This is a genomic window from Lacipirellula limnantheis, assembly GCF_007746075.1.
Taxonomy (GTDB): Bacteria; Planctomycetota; Planctomycetia; order Pirellulales; family Lacipirellulaceae; genus Lacipirellula; species Lacipirellula limnantheis.
This window is the reverse complement of the sequence record NZ_CP036339.1, coordinates 5,892,251-5,906,284: the sequence shown is the minus strand read 5'-3', so window position 1 is coordinate 5,906,284 and position 14,034 is coordinate 5,892,251. Positions and strand designations below refer to the sequence as shown.

General features: G+C 62.1%; 11 protein-coding genes. 8 read left to right on the top strand and 3 right to left on the bottom strand.

Features of this window, described 5'->3' with window-relative positions:
- The 6 genes from glgX (at position 1) to I41_RS22935 (ending at position 7,529) form a co-directional block, all read left to right on the top strand.
- Positions 1-2,046, top strand: coding sequence for a glycogen debranching protein GlgX (gene glgX / locus I41_RS22960; RefSeq protein ID WP_145435302.1), 2,046 nt, complete (start codon positions 1-3; stop codon positions 2,044-2,046).
- Between the two features lie 172 nt (positions 2,047-2,218).
- A complete protein-coding gene (locus tag I41_RS22955; RefSeq protein WP_145435300.1) occupies positions 2,219-3,769 on the top strand; it encodes a GMC oxidoreductase in 1,551 nt (516 codons plus the stop codon).
- A 227-nt stretch (positions 3,770-3,996) separates the two neighbouring features.
- Positions 3,997-4,764 (top strand): SDR family NAD(P)-dependent oxidoreductase, encoded by a 768-nt coding sequence (locus I41_RS22950; RefSeq protein WP_145435298.1) that lies wholly within the window; start codon positions 3,997-3,999, stop codon positions 4,762-4,764.
- A 192-nt stretch (positions 4,765-4,956) separates the two neighbouring features.
- On the top strand, positions 4,957-5,460 hold the full coding sequence (locus I41_RS22945; protein ID WP_145435296.1) for an ATP-dependent zinc protease family protein: 504 nt from the start codon (positions 4,957-4,959) through the stop codon (positions 5,458-5,460).
- A complete protein-coding gene (gene rimK, locus I41_RS22940) occupies positions 5,457-6,359 on the top strand; it encodes a 30S ribosomal protein S6--L-glutamate ligase (RefSeq protein ID WP_145435294.1) in 903 nt (300 codons plus the stop codon). The genes I41_RS22945 and rimK overlap by 4 nt, the downstream gene beginning before the upstream one ends.
- A gap of 144 nt (positions 6,360-6,503) precedes the next feature.
- Positions 6,504-7,529 (top strand): succinylglutamate desuccinylase/aspartoacylase family protein, encoded by a 1,026-nt coding sequence (locus I41_RS22935; protein ID WP_210421041.1) that lies wholly within the window; start codon positions 6,504-6,506, stop codon positions 7,527-7,529.
- A gap of 92 nt (positions 7,530-7,621) precedes the next feature.
- On the opposite strand, the gene I41_RS22930 is transcribed toward I41_RS22935, so the two are convergent.
- Complete coding sequence (locus I41_RS22930; RefSeq protein WP_145435291.1) at positions 7,622-8,404, bottom strand: SDR family NAD(P)-dependent oxidoreductase; 783 nt, start codon at positions 8,402-8,404, stop codon at positions 7,622-7,624.
- Positions 8,405-8,618: 214 nt separating this feature from the next.
- Entirely contained in the window at positions 8,619-9,650 is a 1,032-nt protein-coding gene (locus I41_RS22925; RefSeq protein WP_145436473.1) for a galactitol-1-phosphate 5-dehydrogenase, read from the bottom strand.
- A 480-nt stretch (positions 9,651-10,130) separates the two neighbouring features.
- On the opposite strand from I41_RS22925, the gene I41_RS22920 reads away from it, so the two are divergent.
- Positions 10,131-10,988, top strand: a complete 858-nt coding sequence (locus I41_RS22920; RefSeq protein WP_145429803.1) for a transposase — start codon at positions 10,131-10,133, stop codon at positions 10,986-10,988.
- Between the two features lie 76 nt (positions 10,989-11,064).
- Here the strand turns inward: I41_RS22920 and I41_RS22915 are convergent, their stop codons facing one another.
- Entirely contained in the window at positions 11,065-12,120 is a 1,056-nt protein-coding gene (locus I41_RS22915) for an SMP-30/gluconolactonase/LRE family protein (protein ID WP_246133733.1), read from the bottom strand.
- A gap of 214 nt (positions 12,121-12,334) precedes the next feature.
- Between I41_RS22915 and I41_RS22910 the strand changes: the two genes are divergently transcribed.
- Positions 12,335-13,957 (top strand): Nramp family divalent metal transporter, encoded by a 1,623-nt coding sequence (locus tag I41_RS22910; protein ID WP_145435288.1) that lies wholly within the window; start codon positions 12,335-12,337, stop codon positions 13,955-13,957.
- Positions 13,958-14,034 lie beyond the last annotated feature (77 nt).

The window sequence follows — 14,034 nt, the reverse complement described above, 5'->3', positions numbered from 1 at the left end:
ATGACGATCGCGACGCCAGGACGAGCCGTTCCGATCGGCGCCACCGTTGACGCCGGGGGCGTCAACTTTTGTCTCCACTCGAAGCATGCCACGGGCGTGACGCTGCAGTTGTTCGATCGCCCGGAAGATGCGCAGCCGGCGCACGAGGTCGTACTCGATCCCGTCAAAAACCGTACTTATGACTATTGGCACGTCCATCTCGCAGGGGTCGGCTCAGGGCAGCTCTATGGATACCGCGTTGACGGACCGTTCAATCCAGCGGTCGGCCTGCGATTCGACGCCACGAAGCTGCTGGTCGACCCCTACGCTCGCGAAATTGCTAACCTTTCGAATTATCGGCGGACGCGAGCGATCGACGCGGGCGACAACGCCGCGTCCGCGCTGAAGAGCGTCGTCGTCGATCCTGCCGCGTACGACTGGGAAGGGGACCATTCGCTCCAGCGCCCCTACGTCGATTCGGTGATCTACGAGATGCACGTCGCCGGATTTACGAAGCATCCGACCTCGGGCGTCGCCGTCGCGAAGCGCGGAACCTATGCCGGCCTGATCGAGAAGATCCCTTACTTGCAACAACTCGGCGTGATGACAGTCGAGCTGATGCCGGCGCAGCAGTTTGATCCGCAGGACGCCCCCAGCGGCGTCAACTACTGGGGCTACCAACCCGTCGCGTGGTTTGCTCCCCACGCCGCCTACAGTTCCGGGCCATCGCCGCTGGCCGCCGTCGATGAGTTTCGCGATCTGGTGAAAGCGCTCCATCGAGCCGATATCGAAGTCATTCTCGACGTCGTCTTCAATCATACGGCTGAGGGCAATGAGATCGGCCCGACCCTCTCCTGGCGCGGCCTCGACAATGAAGATTTTTACATTCACGCCCCCAACGATCTCGCGCGCTATATCGACGACACCGGCTGCGGCAACACCGTCAACGCCAACAACCCGGTCGCACGGCGGATGATTCTCGACTGTCTCCGCTACTGGGTGACCGAGATGCATGTCGACGGTTTTCGCTTCGACCTCGCGGCTAGTCTCTCCCGCCGTTGGGATGGCGCCCCGCTCGCACGAGCCCCAATTCTGTACGACATCGAGTCCGACCCCGTCCTCGCCGGCACGAAGCTCATCGCCGAAGCGTGGGACGCTGGCGGGCTTTACTCAGTAGGCCACTTCGCCGGCGATCGGTGGGGCGTCTGGAATGGCCGCTACCGCGACGTCGTCCGCCGCTTCGTCAAAGGGGACGCCGGCATCGTCGGGAGCCTAGCCGATTGCCTCGTTGGTAGCCGCAACCTCTTTCACGAAACAGGCCGCAATCCCGACCGCAGCGTCAACTACGTTACCGCCCACGACGGCTTTACGCTCAACGATCTCGTCTCCTACGACGCGAAGCACAACCAGGCAAACGGCGAGAACAATAGCGACGGCACGGACGACAACTTCAGCTGGAACTGCGGCGCCGAAGGGCCGACCGAGGACGCGGCCGTAGAATCGTTGCGGCAACGCCAAGCGAAGAACCTGCTGACGATCCTCTTCCTCTCCGAAGGCCGGCCGATGCTCGTCATGGGCGACGAGGTCCGCCGCACGCAACAAGGCAACAACAATCCCTACTGCCAGGACAACGAGTTATCGTGGTTCGATTGGGACGATCTGGAGCGACACGCCGACCTACTCCGCTTCACGCGCGAACTGATCGCCTTCCATCAACGGACGGCGCTCTTCCGCAGTCGCCCCTTTTGGAGCGAACCTGGCGCGCCGCAAATCACTTGGCATGGCGTTGAGCTCAATCAGCCCGACTGGGGCGAAGGATCCCACGCGTTGGCCTACGAACTCGTCGGCCCGGACGGCGCTGAGCACCTCTATGTGGCGTTCAACGCATATTGGGAGTCTCTGGAGTTCGCGCTGCCCTCCCTGCCGCAGGGCGCGGCATGGCGGCGGTTGATCGATACGGCTCTCGAAAGCCCGAACGACATTAGCAGTTCGCCCATATCGCTGACCACGGGACAGCGCAACTATAGGTGTGAAGCTCGTTCTTCGCTTGTTTTGATCAAGAGTTGATCGGGTCGGTCAAGGGAGACGAAGAATCGTATTTGGGTCGCCAGTGGCGCACATCCGACAAATTCCTGTCAATCCGCGTCCCGTTCTTAATCGCTAATCGTGACCTACATTTGTGCCTAGCCTGTAAATCCCTCCCCTAACCCCTCCCTGCCAGGGAGCGGGAGTAGTCGCCATGGCCCAGCAGTACGACGTCATCATCATCGGCAGCGGCGCGGGCGGCGGCACGCTCGCTCGGCATCTCGCCCCGTCCGGCAAGAAAGTTCTGCTGATCGAGCGCGGCGACTGGCTCCGGCGCGAGCCGGAAAACTGGAGCGCCGAAGCCGTCTTCGTCGACAACCGCTACGTCTCCAAAGACGTCTGGTACGACAAGCATGGCAAAGCGTTTCAGCCCGGCGTCCATTACTTCGTCGGCGGCGCCACCAAGATGTACGGCGCCGCCCTCTACCGCTTGCGTCAGGAGGACTTCGCCGAGCGCCAGCATCAGGACGGCGTCTCACCGGCGTGGCCGATCCGCTACGAGGAGCTCGAACCCTACTACCAGCAAGCCGAGGAGATGTACCACGTCCACGGCGCCCGCGGCGAAGATCCCACAGAGCCTCCCTCCAGCGGGCCGTATCCCCATCCCGCGGTGTCGCACGAACCGCGAATCCAAAAACTCGCCGACGACCTCGCTCGCGCCGGTTACCACCCATTCCACTCGCCGTGCGGAATCATGCTGAACGAGGCCGAGTTGGCGTTCAGCCGCTGCTGCCGCTGCATCAACTGCGACGGCTTCCCCTGCGTGCTCCACGCCAAGAGCGACGCCGAAACGCTCGCCGTGCGCCCCGCGCTCGATTTCCCCAATGTCACGCTGATGACCAACGCGATGGTCCATCGGCTGGAAACGAGCCCCACTGGCCGCGAGGTGACTCGCGTTCATGCGACGCACGAAGGAACGCCGGTCGAGTTCACCGGCCGCATCGTCGTCGTCTCCTGCGGCGCGGCCAACTCGGCGAAGCTCCTGCTGACGTCGGCCAGCGACCAGCATCCCCGCGGCCTCGCCAACGCTTCCGATCAGGTCGGCCGCAACTACATGTTCCACAACAGTCAGGCGGTACTTGCGCTCTCCAAGGAACCGAACCCGACGATCTACCAGAAAACGCTCGGCCTGAACGACTTCTACTTCGGCATGCCTGGCTTCGAGTTTCCGATGGGAAACATCCAGATGGTCGGCAAGTCGCAGGCCCCGATGTTCCGCGGCGAAAAGCCAATCGAGACGCTACTCGCGCCGCAATGGTCGCTGGAACAGATCGCCAAGCACGCCGTCGACTTCTGGCTCTCGACCGAAGACCTGCCACGTCAAGAAAACCGCGTCACCGTCGACGCGAACGGGGCGATCACGCTCAACTACACCCCGTCAAATCAGGTCGCGAAGAACAAGCTCTACGAGAAGCTCAAGTCGATGCTCAACCAGCTCGACATGCACGACCACCTGATTCCCCGCAACCTCTACATGAAAAACGAGATCGATCTCGGCGGCGTCGCGCACCAAGCGGGTACCTGTCGCTTCGGAACTGACCCCAAAAATTCGGTGCTCGACGTGAACTGCAAGGCCCACGAACTCGACAACCTCTACGTCGTCGATACCAGCTTCTTCCCCAGCATAGGCGCCGTGAACCCCGCTCTCACGGCGATGGCCAACTCCTTGCGTGTCGGCGATCACCTGCTACAGCGGCTCGGTTAGGAGAAGAGTAGTTAGACCACGGAGGCACGGAGGAAGGCAAGTTAAGAAAGTCAGGGACAAGACGCTAAGCGAATGTAGAAAACGGTTTGTACCGGTAATTGATGCTGATGGACGCTAATAAGACTTATCTGTGTTCATCTGCGTCCATCGGCGGATCCAAACTATTCGCCTTACTCCGTGATCTCCGTGTCTCCGTGTTTAATCCTTCATACAAGGGACGAAACTAAATGACTCTCAAAGGCAAAGTCGCCATCGTCACCGGCGGCAACAGCGGCATCGGCCTGGCGATCGTCCTTGAACTCGCCCGCCAAGGCGCCAGCGTCGTCATCGACTACGTCGCCCACCCCGAAGCGACCGTTGCGCTCGAAAAGCAAGTCGCCGCTCTCGGCGTGCAGGCGATCGGCGTCGACGCCGACGTCAGCCAGGTCGCCGACCTGCAAAAGCTCATCGACGCCGCCGTCGCCAAGTTCGGACGCCTCGACGTGATGGTCAACAACGCCGGCGTCGAAACCCGCACCAATGTCCTCGACACGACGGAGCAGCAGTACGAAAAAGTGCTGGAAATCAATCTCAAGAGCGCCTTCTTCGGCACCCAACTCGCCGCGAAGCAAATGATCAAGCAAGGCACGGGCGGTCGCATCGTCAACATCACCTCGGTCCACGAGGATTGGCCAATGCCCGGCAACATCGCCTACTGCCTGTCGAAAGGCGGCATGCGTATGCTCACCCGCACGGCGGGCGTCGAGCTTGCCCCGCACAAGATTCTCGTCGCCGGCGTCGGCCCGGGCGCCGTCGCCACGCCGATCAACACGTCGACGATGAATGATCCGACGCTATTGCAAAAACTGGACGACGCGATCCCCGTCGGCCGGATGGCCCAACCGAGCGAAATCGCCAGCGTCGTCGCCTTCCTCGCCAGCGACGCCGCCAGCTACATCACCGCCACCACGATCTTCGCCGACGGCGGCATTATGCAAAGCAGCCCCGGCCTGTAGGTTTTCCCACCGTTTTCGATTTGCGTCTTCGCGCCTTGGCTTGACACGTCTCTCCTTAACATCTCTCGCCACGGCGCGAAGGCGCAAAGAAAGTATGGGTGACGCCCGGACTTCCGTTGTGCCCGTCGCGTCGTCGTGGTTCAATGTCTTGGCCACTGTAAGAACAACCCCACCCGCCAACCCTTTCCCGCCATGAAGGCGCCGCAAAAACCACCTAAACCGATCGTCGGCTGGCGGGAATGGATCGCACTCCCGGCCCTCGGCATCGACGCCATCAAAGTCAAGATCGATACGGGCGCCCGCAGTTCGTCCCTTCACGCCTTCGACGTCGAAGAATTTGATCGCGACGGCGTCCGCTGGGTGCGGTTTGTGGTCCATCCCTTGCAGCGGGACGTGAAAACCACCCTCCGCGCTGAAGCTCCCGTGCTAGAGTTTCGCCAGATACGCAGCTCCAGCGGTCATACCACCAATCGTCCTGTCGTCAGCATCGAAATCGAACTCGACGGCCAGCGTTGGCCCATCGAGCTCACCCTGGCCGCTCGCGACGAAATGGGGTTCCGCATGCTGCTGGGGCGCGAAGCCGTCCGAGGGAGGTTTGTGGTCGATCCAGGTCGGTCGTATGTTGTAAGCCAGTCGCGCGTTTCGAATGCATCATTGAAGAAGCCAGCGAAGAGAAAGAAACGGAGATCAGAATGAGGATCGCGATCCTGTCGCGGCGGCCGTCGCTCTACTCGACGATGCGACTGAAAGAGGCCGGCAAAAACCGCGGCCACGAAATGTTCATCGTCGATTACTTGCGCTGCTATATGGACATCACGTCCCGTCGGCCGCAGGTGATCTACCAGGGCGAACCGCTCAAGGTCGACGCCATCATCCCTCGCATCGGCGCGTCGAACACCTTCTACGGCACCGCCGTGGTCCGGCAGTTTGAGATGATGGGCGTCTTCGTCGCCAATGAATCGCAAGCGATCAGCCGCTCGCGCGACAAGCTCCGCAGCCTGCAGCTCCTCGCCCGCGACGGCGTCGGACTGCCGGTCACCGGCTGCGCTCACTCCACCAAAGACATCGACGGCGTCATCAGCCTCGCCGGCGGCACGCCGCTGGTGGTCAAGCTGATTGAGGGCACCCAGGGCGTCGGCGTCATCCTCGCCGAAACGAAGAAGGCGGCCCAAGCGGTCATCGAAGCCTTCCGCGGCCTCGATGCGAACATCCTCGTCCAGGAGTACATCAAGGAAGCGGGCGGCAGCGACGTCCGTTGTTTCGTCGTCGGCGGCAAAGTCGTCGCCAGCATGAAGCGCCAAGCTGCCCCCGGCGAGTTCCGCTCGAATCTCCACCGCGGCGGCAGCGCTGAAAAGGTAAAGATCACTCCCGAAGAACGCTCGACCGCGGTCCGCGCCGCCCGCACGATGGGACTGAACATCTCCGGCGTCGACGTTCTCCGCTCCAACCACGGCGCCGTGGTCATGGAAGTCAATTCGTCGCCAGGCCTGGAAGGCATCGAAAAATCAACCGGCGTCGACGTCGCGGCGAAGATCATCGAGTTCATCGAAAAGAATGCGAAGGCGGGACTGCAGCGAGATAAAGGAAAAGGGTAGAGCGTTTGTAGCCCCTGGCTCCGCCGGGGGGTCGGCCTTGCGGCATGGTCGGCGTGAAGTTCTTTAGCCCCCCGGCAAAGCCGGGGGCTGAAAATGCCCGAAGCGCACCTTGCAGTGCTTCGGGTGACAACTCAAGGACGAGCCGTGCCCAAAGTCAGCAATCTACCTATTGAAGTCGCGGGCGTCTTCGTCAACCCCGGCGAACGTCGACGCATCGAAATCCCGGTCGCCAAGCTCCCCACCGGCACTAGCCTCACCCTGCCGATCATGGTGGTCAACGGCGCCAAGCCCGGCCCGACGGTCTGGATCAGCGCCGCCGTTCACGGCGACGAAGTGAACGGCGTCGAGATCATCGGCCGAGTGCTTGAGAAGATCGTCCCGCGCGACCTTGCCGGTTGCCTGATCACCGTGCCGATCGTTAACGTCTTCGGCTTCAACGCCCAGTCGCGTTATCTCCCCGATCGCCGCGACCTCAATCGTTCGTTTCCCGGCCTGGAGCGCGGCTCAGTTGCCGCGCGGCTCGCCTTCCTCTTTATGCAGGAAGTCGTGGTGAAGTGCCAATACGGCATCGATCTTCACACGGGCTCGAACCATCGCACCAACTTGCCGCAGATCCGTGCGAATCTTCACGACGAAGAGACGCGCCGCTTCTCCGAAGCCTTCGGCGCCCCGGTGATCATGCACGCCGGCGCCATCGACGGCTCGCTCCGCAAAGCCGCCACCGACGCTGGCATCCGCACCCTCGTCTACGAGGCGGGCGAGCCCCTCCGCTTCGACGACGAAGCGATCCAACTCGGCCGCGACGGCGTCCTCCGCGTATTACAGGCTCTCGGCATGCGGTCCACGGCGCCTCGGATCAAGGGAAAGCATTCGGCCCTGATTGCCAAAACCTCTTGGGTTCGCGCCCTCAACAGCGGCATCCTGCGACTCGACGTCAAGCTTGGCGCCCGCGTCTCCGCGGGACAGCAACTCGGCATGGTCGCCGACGCTTTTGGCGACGACGCCGCGCCCCTAGTCGCCGCCGAAGATGGCCTCGTCATCGGCCACACGAACAACCCGCTCGTCCAGCAAGGAGAAGCGGTGGTCCACCTCGCCACGATGGCCCCCGAAGGCACCGAAGCCACCCTCCCCGAAGTCGACCCCGAAGGCCGTCCGGTGGTCGAGCCTTAGGCCGTGGACGTCATTCTGAGCGGAGTGAAGAATCTGACATCCCGTCCGAGACGCCAGATCCCTCGCTTCGCTCAGGATGACCAACGATCAACCTATAACTTAATCTTCACCGGCCCGCCCGAGATGCCGCCGTCGACCAGCAGCGTCTGGCCGGTGACATAAGCGCTCGCATCCGACGCCAAAAAGACGATCGCCCCCTCCAGGTCATCCGGCTTTCCCGGACGCTTCAGCGGAATGCGATCGGTCAGATATTCGACCCACCCCTCTTGTTCGTAGAGGGCCCGGTTCTGGTTCGTCTTGAACCACCCCGGCGCCAGGCAGTTGACGGTAATGCCATGCGGCCCCCAGTCGTCGGCGAGGCTCATCGTCAGTTGCTTGATGCCCCCGCGGCTAGCGCCATAGGGGCCCAGTCCGGCGTAACCGCAGACCGATGTGACGGACCCAATGTTGATAATCCGGCCGTAGCCGCGCTCCACCATATGTCGCGCGATTCCCTGAGCCACGAAGAACGACCCCCGCAGGTTCGTGTCGAGGATCGTGTTCCAATCATCCCACGTCACCTCGAGCGCCGGCTTGCGAATATTGCACCCGGCGTTGTTGACGAGGACGTCGATCTTGTCGACCGCCGCGATCGCCGCCTTGCACATCGCCTCGATGCTGTACTGATCGCGCACATCGAGCTCTAGCGGCAATGCCCGTCGCCCTATCGCTTCGACTTCATGACAGAATGGCGTGAGATCCTCCGCCTTTCGACTGGTGACGATGAGATCTGCCCCCGCGCGCGCGAGCGCTCGTCCAAACACCTGCCCCAATCCGCGGCTCGCGCCGGTGATTAACGCCGTCCGACCAGCCAGATCAAAGTGATCAGTGCTCATGGTTTGTTCAAAATCCCTGTTAGCCACCGGTCCATTAGAAGCTTATTCATTTGCTTTCACGAATCGTATTTTCCACAGAGAACACAGAGAAGATTAGAGGGCGATCAGACTCAGTATTCCTCCGTGCTCTCAGTGCTCTGTGTTTAAGTCGTCATCCGCTAAGCACTTCGCGAATGATGGCTGTTGAACTTACTTCCTTCAAACCGAGGGCTCACTACGGCGTCACCACCACCTTCATTAACCCTGGCTCGTGTGAGTAAAGCCGTTGAAACCAGTCCGGCGCCTCCTCGAGCGAAATCGCCGCGCTCAACAGCGGCCGCACGTTGACCGCGCCGCTCGCCATTAGTTCGATGCACTCGGGATACTCGCCGCTCGAGGCGCACGTCCCATGCAGCGTCAGCTCGCGCGTTACCACGGCCTGCAAAGGCAACTCGACGTTTGGCGAAACGTTTCCCACCAGCGTGACGTGACCTCCCTTGGCCACGCAGTTGACTGCCGTCTGCACCGTCGGGGTGGCTCCCACAGCCTCCCACGCCGCCGCGACGCCGCGTCCGTCCGTCAGTTCTAAAATCGCTTCTGTTGCGTCGACTTGCTTTGCATTGAGCGCATCAGTGGCGCCGAACCTTTTCGCCAGCGCCAGTCGATCGTCATCGACGTCGACCGCAATGAGTCGCCGGCAGCCATAGTGCCGCAACACCTGGACGACGAGCAGTCCGATCATCCCGGTCCCGATGATCGCCACGTCGTCGTGCGGTCGAGGTACGAATCGCTTCACCCCATGGACGGCGACCGACACTGCCTCGATCAGCGCGGCGTGCTCCAGCGACAGTCCGTCCGGCAGGCGATAAAGAATCCGTTCCGGCACGGCGACGAACTCGGCAAACGCTCCATGCCGTCGATAGTCGCCGCATGAAACCCCCAGCACCTGCCGGTTGTCGCAGAGATTCACGCAGCCTGCGCGACAGTAGTCGCACTCCCCGCAGGAGACGGTCGAATCGAACGTCACCCGCTCGCCGACGGCAAAGTCGCGCACCTCGCCGCCTACCGCTTCGATAACGCCGGCCGCCTCGTGACCCATCACGAGCGGCGGAATCCGCCGTCCGGTCGAGCCGTCGAAACCATGGACGTCGCTACCGCAAATGCCGCACGCGCCGACGCGCACCAGTACTTCGTCGCTGCTGATCGCCGGAATGGGCATCTCGACGACGTTCAGTGTTCGATACTCGCTTAGCAACAGGGCTTTCATCAGGTCGCCATCGCCATTCAGGGGAACGCACGTCAACAAGGGCAGCCCCTGATTGTAGCCGGCGGGCCACGCCCTCCGGGAGTGCGTCGAGACGCCACTTACTTATTGCAAGCCCCCATTTTTGGCCAGCAGAATTCCGCAAACTTTTGTGTTGAAAATAGGCCACAGGTCATCCCAGGATGCGCGTACAGCAATGCGCTGATATTTGACAACGGAACCCAATTTCAACCCATCACTGCGGTCGCCCGCTTGCAGTGATGCGAAGAAGAATGCGCGCCGACCTCAGGATTTTGTCCATTTTGGCCCGAGTCGGCCAAGAAACCGCCTTGGCCAACATGGCCGACTAGCAATTTCTCGGCATTAGTCTTGCAGCCCCTGGCTCCGCAACATAATGCAATAGCTAGCACGCGTCGCTAGCGGTAAAAAGGCCCGCGTTCCAGGCTGTTCCTAGAGACCTGACACGTTTCTAGGAGGTGAGCCATGGAACGCGAACTCTGGAGCGTACTATACCGTTTGACTCGGCGGTTATGCAGCGATCGTTCGGGACACGTCTATTCGGTCAGTTGGATCGTCGGCGTCTATCTCTGGGCGGTGATCCACGATCGACCGGTGAGTTGGGCGTGTCGGCCGGAGAATTGGCCGTCGTCATGGCAGGTGCGGCTGCCGAGCCAATCGACGGCGAGCCGTCGTCTCCGCACGGCGGCGGCCGTGGAACTGATCGAGCGGTTGAGGAAGCGTTGCTGGCAGGGCCCGCACCCGCCGGAGGTGAGCTTCCTCGACGGTAAGCCGTTGCCGGTAGGAGGCTTCAGCAAGGATCCCGACGCCACGCGCGGGCATGGCGTCGGCGGCCCGGCCCGCGGCTACAAGCTGCACGCCGTCTGGACGATCGATGCGCTCGTGGCGTGCGAAATCCAGCCGCTCAACGTGAGCGAACAGACGGTCGCCCGGCGACTCTTGCCGCAAGTCGGCGGAGGCTGCGTCCTGGCCGACGGCAACTACGACAGCAACCCGCTGCACGAGATCGCCGCACGGTCGGGCGTGACGTTGATCGCTCCGCAGCGTCGCGCGGGACGAGCGCTGGGCCACCGCCGCCACAGCATCGGCCGCTTGCAGTCGATCGAACTGCTGACGACCGCCGATGGCCAAGCACTCTTCAAGCAGCGGACGTACATCGAGCAACGCTTCGCTCAACTCACCAATTTCGGCGGCGGGCTCGGACCACTCCCCAACTGGGTGAGGCGACTGCCGCGCGTCACCCTCTGGGTGAACGCCAAACTCTGCATCCAGGCCGCTAGAAACCACTTGCGACGAGGAAACGATCTGATGGCGTTTGCATAATGTTGTCCGCCAGGGGGTAGCGCTACGCGTGGCCATGCGTACCTGTAAAGAAACCGACCCCCGCCGGAGCCGGGGGCTAAAAGCCCGCACCGCGGGTCTTCGTCTTGACGCGCGCCAAATACATGTGGCTCGTCATGTAGAGCGTGCCGCCATCGTCGCCCCAGGCGCAATTGGCAATCGCCTCGCCGGTCGAGATCGTGCCCAGGTGCTTGCCGTCCTTCGAAATCACTAGCACGCCGCCCGGCCCGGTCGCCAGCAGGTTACCGTTCTTGTCGACCTTGAATCCGTCGGGGGCGCCTTTGAGTCCCTGCTTCACCAGGTCGGTGGCATCGAAGAAAACTCGCTCGTTCGTCAGCGTGCCGTCCGCCTGGACGTCGAACGCCCGCCAGATGGCCGCTTCGCTATCCGATTGGCCGACATAAAGAATCTTCTCGTCAGGCGAAAAGGCCAGTCCGTTTGGCTTGGTCATCGCCCGCGTAGCGAGGGTCACCTTGCCGTCGGGACCGCAGCGGTAGACGCCCATGAAGTCGATTTCCGCCGTGCTGGGGTCGCCCCCTTTTTGCAGCCCGTACATCGGATCGGTGAAGTAGACGGCGCCATTCGAGTGCAGGACCAGATCGTTCGGACTATTGAATCGCTTGCCGTCCCACCGATCGGCGACGGTGACGAACTTCGCCGCAGGCTTCGTTCCCGGCTTGAGCGGCGACTCGAGCCGCGCGACCCGACGGTCGCCATGCTGGCACATGACCAGCCGTTGCTGGGGATCGATGGCCAACCCGTTCGAGCCAAGCTCCCCGCCGCGCGGAATCTCGCCGGTGTAGCCCGAGGGATTCAGGAACTCTTCGAGTCCGCCTTGTTCGCTCCACTTGAAGATCGTGTTCCGCGGAATGTCGGAGAAGAGGAGCGACCCGTCGGCCCGCCACCAGACGGGGCCTTCGCTCCACTCGAAACCCTCGGCGAGAATCTCGATGGGCGTGTTCGGATCGACGATCGCGTCAAGCGCCGGATCGTGTCGTTCGATTTTGCCCACTGGTCGCGGCTCAACGCCCATAGGTTCGGCTCCCCAGCTGAGTGTGGTCATGCACGACGCTGCGAGCGTCGCCAGAGCAATATCCTTAAGTTTGGTCGTCATGGCAATGAAGTAAGTGAGGATGAGTCGTCGCACGTCTCGCACCGGCCGCCGCTGGCCGACGTCGTGCGAAAAATGAAAAGGTCCGCCTCGCCGGCGCCCTGACAACCTACCACGGAGACCGCGCAAATGCGACAATCGACCGACCGCCGCTTCCACGCCCGAACTTGTCTCAGTTGGCGTCTTTTCCTGTCCGGTTCGTTTTGTCGAGCTCCGCATGAATGAGTCCGCTCTTGCTACGTCCTCCGAGTCGACGCCTCGGTTGCAGATCGGCTCGAAGGAAATGCCGCCGTGGAAGCTAGGCGAACTTCCCGAGGCGCCGCCGATGTCGCTGCGCACGTGGACGCAGTTGATTGGACCGGGCCTCGTGATGGGCGGGGCCGCGATCGGGGCCGGCGAATGGATGGCCGGCCCGCTGACCACGGCCAAGTACGGCGGCGCGATCCTCTGGCTGTCGACCCTCTCGATCCTGGGGCAGGTCGTCTACAACCTGGAGATCAGTCGCTACACGCTTTACAGCGGCGAGTCGATTTTTACTGGCAAGTTTCGCCTGCTGCCGGGGCCGTTCTTTTGGCTCGCCCTCTACTTGCTGCTCGATTTCGGTTCGGTGTTCCCCTATATCGCATCGGCCGCCGCCACCCCGCTGGCCGCCGTGATGGTCGGCGAAATCGCCCAGCCGGATCGAACCTACGAGTTGTTCAGCCAGTCGATCACCGGGGACGCACTATTGCGAACGCTGCGGTATGTGCTGTTCATCGGCATGATGACCCCGCTACTGTTCGGCGGTAAAGTCTACAATTCGCTCAAGGCATTGATCAGCGTCAAGATTTTGCTCGTGCTTGGTTTTTTGATCCTGGTCGCCGCGCTGTATTCAACCATGGAGACGTGGATTGAAATCCTCAGCGGCTTCGTCAAGTTCGGCAGCGTCCCGGTGATAGGCGGCGGCGACGCCGATCAGCCGATGACAAAGAATATCTTCGTATCCCTATGGAATGGCGAGGGTTTTCCGCATATCGATTCCCAGATGCTGGCGATCCTGGGGGCGCTGGCCGCCATCTCCGGCAGCGGCGGGCTCACGAACACGGCCATCAGTTCCTACACCCGCGACCAGGGCTGGGGGATGGGCGCCAACGTCGGCGTCATCCCAAGCATGATCGGCGGCGAGAATATGCAGCTTTCGCACACCGGCATGGTATTTCGGATCACGGCCGAGTCGTTGCGGCGTTTCAAGGGCTGGTATCGCTACGTCCTCCGCGATCAGCTGGCCGTGTGGATGCCCGCCTGCTTCGTCGGCATTGCGTTGCCCTGCATGCTGTCGATTCAGTTTTTGCCTCGCAACACGCAGGCCAAGGATTGGGAGGCCGCGGCGCTTACCGCCAATGGTCTGCGTGACGCCGCCGGACCCGTGTGGGGCCAATTCATGTGGTTCGCCGTGCTCTTTTGCGGCTTCCTCGTCCTGGCGCCGAACATCACTACCACCGCGGAGAATGCGCTGCGCCGCTGGGTCGAAGTGAGTTGGACGGCGCTCCCGCCGCTCCGCCGCTGGGATCCTCACCGGATCCGCACCCTCTTCTTCGGCACGCTGTGCGCCTATGCCGCGTTTGGCTTGGTTTCGCTCACGCTGTGGGACTCCGTGCGTCTTCTCAAATGGGCGGCCGCCCTCTACAACGCCGCCATGGGCTTCAGCTGCTGGCACGTCCTGGCGGTCAATCTGATCCTGCTCCCCCGCGAGTTGCGGCCGAACTGGTTCCTGCGGATCGGCCTATTCCTGGGAGGGGTGTTTTTCATGGGGCTGTCAGTGATTTCCGGCTACAGCATCTGGAACGAAGTCGTCAAATAACCGCCAGTCGCGCGTTTCGCGCAGGATCCCCGAGGCTCCTTGTCCCGCGGCCGTGCGCGAGCTAGAATCATTGATCT